Origin of the sequence: uncultured Anaerococcus sp. (assembly GCF_947253225.1) — a bacterium.
In the GTDB taxonomy this organism is placed as follows: domain Bacteria; phylum Bacillota; class Clostridia; order Tissierellales; family Peptoniphilaceae; genus Anaerococcus.
Genome location: NZ_CAMXYR010000066.1, coordinates 1 through 7,140, shown reverse-complemented (window position 1 = coordinate 7,140; position 7,140 = coordinate 1). Strand labels below are relative to the sequence as shown.

The 7,140-nt window shown below is 32.7% G+C and carries 5 protein-coding genes; 4 read left to right on the top strand and 1 reads right to left on the bottom strand.

The genetic code is table 11. The features are described 5' to 3' along the window. The first annotated feature begins 139 nt into the window (after positions 1–139). Together Q0W95_RS06915 and Q0W95_RS06910 are read left to right on the top strand one after the other, a co-directional pair. On the top strand, positions 140–1,225 hold the full coding sequence (locus Q0W95_RS06915; protein ID WP_297791225.1) for an alpha/beta fold hydrolase: 1,086 nt from the start codon (positions 140–142) through the stop codon (positions 1,223–1,225). 552 nt (positions 1,226–1,777) lie between these two features. After that, the gene (locus Q0W95_RS06910; RefSeq protein ID WP_297791222.1) at positions 1,778–2,263 is read left to right on the top strand and encodes an NUDIX hydrolase; all 486 of its coding nucleotides are present in this window, start codon (positions 1,778–1,780) and stop codon (positions 2,261–2,263) included. 307 nt (positions 2,264–2,570) lie between these two features. Here the strand turns inward: Q0W95_RS06910 and Q0W95_RS06905 are convergent, their stop codons facing one another. After that, on the bottom strand, positions 2,571–3,563 hold the full coding sequence (locus Q0W95_RS06905) for an AraC family transcriptional regulator (protein WP_297791220.1): 993 nt from the start codon (positions 3,561–3,563) through the stop codon (positions 2,571–2,573). A 160-nt stretch (positions 3,564–3,723) separates the two neighbouring features. Between Q0W95_RS06905 and Q0W95_RS06900 the strand changes: the two genes are divergently transcribed. Both Q0W95_RS06900 and Q0W95_RS06895 read left to right on the top strand, forming a co-directional pair. Further along, positions 3,724–5,478, top strand: coding sequence for an ABC transporter ATP-binding protein (locus Q0W95_RS06900; protein ID WP_297791218.1), 1,755 nt, complete (start codon positions 3,724–3,726; stop codon positions 5,476–5,478). After that, positions 5,462–7,140 (top strand): ABC transporter ATP-binding protein (locus Q0W95_RS06895; RefSeq protein WP_297791216.1); only part of this gene is annotated, 1,679 nt, incomplete at its 3' end. The genes Q0W95_RS06900 and Q0W95_RS06895, both read left to right, overlap by 17 nt.

Below are 7,140 nucleotides of genomic sequence, written 5' to 3'. Positions count from 1 at the left end.
AATTACTTTCAAGCTCCCAATTATAGACGATGACTTGAATATAAGTTTGGACAATAATGAACAAGTTGAGACTGTAGTATTGCTTGAAAGGATATAATTGAAAAGCACATACTAAAAGGGAAAAAGTAGGTGAATACTAATGAGAAAAACAAAAAAATCAAGAGTAAGAATGATTGTGCTCACTGTACTCGTACTAATCGTAGGTGCTTTGTGGGCTTTTTCAACAATGATATACAATGATAACATCAATCAGCGATTTGAAAGTTACAAGCCGCTAATGTTTAAAGTTGAAGACTTTGAAGGGCTGAATTGTACAAAATATGAATTCCCTTCAAATAAAGGTCAAATGCTCGCTGGTTCATTATATAGTGCAGGAGATAATCAGAAAGGAATAATTATTATGGCACACGGTTTTGGCGGTGGTGGTTATAATTCATATTTGGATTGTATAAATTATTTTGCACAAAATGGATACTATGTATTTGCTTATGACGCTACAGGCAATGATAAAAGTGAGGGAGATGGCGTCGGAGGATTTCCACAAGGAGTGATTGATTTAGATTATGCGATATCCTTTATCGAAGATAGTGGAAAGTTCCCAAAATTACCTATTGGTTTGTTTGGACATAGTTGGGGCGCTTATTGTGTTTGTAGTGTGCTTACGTATCACCCTGAGGTTAAAGCGGTGATCGCATGTTGTGGAACCAACAGTTCTTCGGATATTTTTGAGGTCGGAGGTAAAGAAGAAGTGGGCAATTTTATTGGCGTGATGATGCCGTTTGTAAAAATTCATGAATGGCTGAATTTTGGAAAGTACGCTACGAATACAGCGATGGATGGTTTTCAATCGAGTGATGCGGCAATCTTGGTCGCACACAGTGAGGATGACAAGACGGTTCCTATACAATATGGATACGATTTATACTATGAAAAGTATAAAGACGATCCGAGATTTACATTTCTTTGCTTCAAAGATAAAGGGCACAGCGATTTCTTTGTTGATGGCGACAACACTTACAAAGAGGAGTTCAATGATGCATTCAAAAAATGGACCGCAAGCCTGGACTATGATTATAAGGTGAAGAAAAATAAAGAGCGCTTTATGAAAGATAAGGCCAAGTATATTGAGCTTCATCTTGACAGAGAGCGATGGAGCAACAGGCTGGATGTCGATCTGTTTGAACAGTTTGTAGACTTTTATGATGAGTCTATAAGCTCAAATTAAATTGACATTTCGAGATAATGATTTAATGAAGCCTTTTACAAAGAAAATGATAATATAAGTGATCTCCTATATGTCCTTGATATCAAATGCTAGTAGAAATTTTAATTAATTAATCTTATTTAATATGTTAGTATTGGTCTTGTTAATACTGGGTCAAATGAGAAAAATGACTAGTACTGATAAGAAATTTATCCATTTAAGAGCTTCAAATTAATAAATGGTTTGATATCAAAGAAAACTATGGATTTATTTCCACACACAAGGCTTTTGAAAATTTGTAAGTATTAGTAGGCCTCATGCCAGGCTTTCCCAAAGAGAAGCGAGTGAATATCCGACACGCTAACCAAATCAGAGATTTGGGATCTGCATGGATAACTTCGACCAACAATTCCCTGCGGGAATAGGGTCTATAGTTAAGCTTTGATTGGTGAAAGCTACGGCTGAAGCCCTAACATTGTTTTCACGAACAAAGTGGAGTGAAACAATATCAAATAGATTAATGGTATGAATGGGAAATTAGATAAGATAAATTAGATTTTAAGTGAGATAGATATGGAACATGATTGTGGTTTTAGAAAAGGAAATAAGTGGTTCAGATATAGGGCTGCAGCAATTATAGTCGAAGATAATTGCGTATTGTTTGCAGGAAATGACGTTGATGATTATTACTACTCCATAGGCGGAGGAGTCCATTTAGGAGAAACATCGGAAGAAGCTGTAAAAAGGGAAGTTTTTGAGGAAACAGGTGTTGAATATGAGGTAGACCATCTTGCCGTGATACATGAGAATTTCTTTGTCGGAAGTTCTGATTTAACAGGCGTCGATTGCCATGAGATTGCCTTTTATTATATGATGAAACCAAAGGGCAATAAGAATCTTAATAGCCAAAGCCTTACTAATGGCGGAGTAAAAGAGTCTATGCACTGGATACCAATTGATGAGCTTGAAAAATATAATGCCTATCCTTCATTTATGAAAGAATACCTTCAATCTAAGCATATCGGAGTTCATCATATCATTACTGATGAAAGGTTTTAAAAATAAATATATAAGTTTAATTGATATCGATGAGGTGAATTAAGGAGTATACTTTTGAAAAGCTAAACAAAGATAATTTTGATAAGTATTTTGATTATTTATTATTAGCTACTAAATTCGAATCAGAACTTATGTGTTCATCAGATATAAATAAAGAAGATCTTTATGAAAGATTAGATGATGAATTAACAATCAAAACTACAAGATAAGCCGGTAGTTTTGATTAATCAACTCTATACACACAAATACAAATATCTATACATATCCATTAAAACTAAAAATATGAACTATAAATAAAAAAATTAGTTTAATCACAACAATCACAATTTAAAGTTTGATGGTCGCAAGCCAAACCACGAACCTCGCTAGGAAGTTTTCCTTTGTATCTTTTGTAATAAATGGAAAATTTGCTAGGGGATGAATATCCAACAGATTCGGCAATTTCTTTTATAGGAAGTTCGGTATTTAAGAGAAGAGTTTCAGCTACATTCATTCTTTTTCGTTGGGTGTATTCTGTAATACTTTGACCATATTTTTCTTTGAACAAATTTTTTAATTTTGTTCCACTCATTTTAGATATTTTTTTAAGGGTTTCTTGATTTACATTCATGGCGAAATGATCATCTAAGAATCTTGCTACATCTTCAAGTGCTTTATTATCGTCTGACTCAATTTTATATTTCTTTCTATTTAAGTAGGTATCAATTACTATACTTACCCATTCATTTGCCTTAGCTTTAAAGAAAAAATCCGCAGCAGGATGGTCCATCTTACAATTTAAAATTTCCATAGCTACTTTTTCTAAACACTTTGTAAGTATTATTTGATTAGTTTCAAGCAAATCCCCATAAAATGATTCTGGATCAATATTAATGGATGATAGGTGCTTTTCCAAAAGTTCCCTTTTAAATCCAATAGAAACACAAAGATAATATGAATTCTCGTGTAATAAAAATAGGAAGTCATCTTTTATATTATTAAAATCAAGAGTGCATAAGGAGTTTGCGGTCAAAGTTTGATAAGGACTAAACTTTTCTCCATTTGCGCTGACAATGTAGCTTGAATAAATTGAAACATAGTCTGCCATGCTATAAGTATTATTTTGAACAACTTCTTCACTGATATAAAAATCATGGATATCGATAATGAAGACGTCTCCTTCATAAAACCAATATAGGCCTTCTCCATAAGTAGAGTCCTCTTTTTTCCAACAAAAAGTGTGTCCTGCACTTGAATACTTCTTATTATTCTTACATTCATCTACTTTCATATAATCTTTTACAAAATCAAAATAAGTCATAATACACCTATCCCTTTTAGACAATATTCCAATTAGCCTTATTAATTTAAAACTATTGTATTAGTAATTATAACCGATGTATAATAAAAATACAATGATAGTTATTATCAAATAAGCAAATTTATATCTAAAAGGGATATCAAAGAAAGGAGATGTCATTATGAAGATTTACAAAAAACTACTTGCTTATGTAGAAGATAAAAAATATCTCGGCTTTTTAGCTATAGTTTTTTCTGCTATATCTGCTGTGCTTACGGTATATGGATATTATTTAATCTACAAATTTTTAGATAAGTTAATAATTAATTCAAATTTATCTGGCGCAGAGAGCTTAGCATTAAAATCTGTTATTACACTAACAAGTGGAGCAATATTTTATTCTGTTTCAGGAACATGTTCTCACATCTTGGGATTTAGGCTTGAAACAAATTTGAGAAAAAGGGGGATAGACGGCTTAGAGAAAGCAAGCTTTAGGTTCTTTGACTTACATCCATCTGGTCAAATTAGAAAAATTATAGATGATAACGCCGCACAAACTCATCAGGTTGTAGCGCACATGGTACCCGATAGCTCTCAGGCAATAGTTACACCTATACTTGTACTTGTGCTAGGCTTTATAGTAAGTATAAGAGCTGGTATCACCTTGCTTGCTCTTACCATAATCGGTGGCTTAATTTTAGGGGCGATGATGGGTGAGCAAGAATTTATGAAGATATACCAAGAAGCCCTATCAAAACTAAGTGCTGAGACTGTTGAATACGTTAGAGGGATGCAAGTTGTAAAAATATTTAGAGCAAATGTAGAGTCCTTTAAAAGTTTTTACAAGGCGATAAAAGATTACTCTAAGTATGCTTATAATTATTCCCTATCTTGTAAAAAGCCTTATGTTTTGTACCAATGGTTATTTTTTGGTTTAATTGCAATTTTAATTATTCCTATTCTTTATTTTATGACTAGCTTAGGCAGTGCAAAGGTGATTTTACTTGAGCTTATCATGATTTTATTTTTATCGGGAGTTCTCTTTGTTTCATTTATGAGAATGATGTGGTACTCCATGTACATTTCTCAAGGAAATTATGCAGTAGATACCTTAGAGGCACTTTACGAAGATATGCAAAAAGATAAATTGGTCCATGGTAATGTCAATAATTTTAAAAATTATAATATTGAGTTTGACAATGTAAGCTTTGCTTACAATGATAAGGCTGTCATTGAAAATTTATCCTTTAAATTAGAAGAGGGAAAGTCCTATGCACTAGTCGGTTCATCTGGATCAGGTAAATCAACAGTAGCAAAACTTATATCAGGTTTTTACAATGTTAATGAAGGAAGGATAAAGATAGGCGGGATGCCAATAAGTGAATATTCTGACCAAGCTTTAATTAAAGCTATTTCCTTTGTTTTTCAAGATTCAAAATTATTCAAGAAAAGTATTTATGATAATGTTGCTTTAGCTAATAAAGAAGCAACGAGAGATGAGGTTATGAGAGCCTTAAAATTAGCAGGATGCGACTTGATATTAGACAAATTCCCAGAAAGAGAAAATACAATCATAGGCTCAAAAGGAGTTTATTTATCTGGTGGAGAAAAACAAAGAATTGCAATTGCTAGAGCAATTTTAAAGGATTCCAAAATTATTATTATGGATGAAGCATCAGCATCTATTGACCCAGATAACGAGTTTGAACTACAAAAAGCTTTCAAAAATCTTATGAAAGATAAAACAGTTATCATGATTGCACACAGACTATCTACAATTAAAGACCTTGATGAAATACTTGTGATGGATAGTGGAAAAATTATAGAAAGAGGATCTGACAAAGAATTAATGTCAAAAGACACAAGCTACAAGAGACTTAAAGAGATGTTTAACAGTGCGAATGAATGGAGGGTTTCAAATGAAGGAGTTTTATAAAAAAAGATTTGCTCTTACAGATAAGGGAGCGAGAAATTTATCTAAAGCAACACTGGCTTCATTTTTCGTTTATTGTATAAACATGCTTCCTGCCATGTTACTAATGATTTTTGCTCAGGAAGTTTTGGAAAATATTGGTAAAAGCAAGGGATTTTATATAGGATTCTCAGTTTTTACCTTGATAGTAATGTATATTTTGCTTTCTATCGAATATGATAAATTATATAGCACAACATATCAAGAAAGTGCAGATTTAAGAATAAGGACAGCAGAAAATTTATCAAAACTACCTCTATCATACTTTTCTAAGCATGATATTTCAGACCTAGCTCAAACTATCATGTCCGATATTGAGGGTATAGAGCATGCAATGAGCCATGCAATACCAAAAGTGGGTGGCATGGCACTCTTCTTCCCACTAATATCCATCATGATGCTAGTTGGCAATGTCAAGATGGGTTTAGCTGTAATTATTCCAACGATATTAAGCTTTATATTTATACCCCTATCTAAAAAACATCAGGTTAAGGGACAAAAAAGATATTATGACGTCTTAAGAGAAAACTCAGAAAGCTTTCAAGAAAATATCGAGATGCAAATGGAGATTAAAGCCTATGGTTTATCAGAGGAAATGAAAGATAAGCTATATGAAAAAATGGATAAAAGTGAAAAAGTCCACTTAAAGACAGAGATAGGACTTATTCTAATTATGTCACTTTCATCAATTTTTAGCTTTATTTCTCTTGCTGTTGTAATATTTGTTGGCGTAAATCTAATTATTAACAAAGAGATAAGCGCTCTCTACCTTGTAGGTTATTTACTAGCGGCTATGAAGATAAAAGACTCTCTTGATGCATCTAAAGAGGGTATGATGGAGATATTTTATTTATCGCCTAAAATTGAAAGATTAAAGGAAATTCAAAATCAAGAATTACAAGATGGCGAAGACTATAATCTACAAAAATTCGATATTTATTTAAAAGATGTTGGATTTGCTTACAATAAAGACGCAAAAGTGTTAAATGTCCTAAGCTTTAAAGCTAAGCAGGGAGAGGTTACTGCTTTAGTAGGTGCAAGCGGATGCGGTAAAACAACTATATTGAAACTTATATCAAGACTTTATGATTACGACGAGGGACAAATCTTAATCGATGGCAAAGATATAAAAGAAATATCAACAGAATCTCTTTTTGACAAGGTTTCAATAGTTTTCCAAGATGTAGTTCTATTTAATCAAAGCGTTATGGAAAATATTAGGATAGGAAAGCAAGATGCAAGTGATGAAGAAGTTAAAAGAGCAGCAAAACTTGCAAACTGCACAGACTTTATAGAAAAAATGGATAAGGGTTTCGATACAGTTATCGGTGAGAACGGAACTGAACTATCAGGCGGAGAAAGACAAAGGTTATCTATAGCCAGAGCCTTCTTAAAAGATGCACCGATATTGATCTTAGATGAGATAGCAGCAAGCCTTGATGTTGACAACGAGAAAAAAATTCAAGAGTCTTTAAATAATTTGATTAAAGATAAAACGGTTGTTATCATTTCACACAGAATGAAATCCGTAGAAAATGCAGACAAGATAGTAGTTCTTGAAAACGGAAAATTAGAAAGTGAAGGCAAACATGAAGAGCTTTTACAAAAATCAAAAGTTTACAAGAA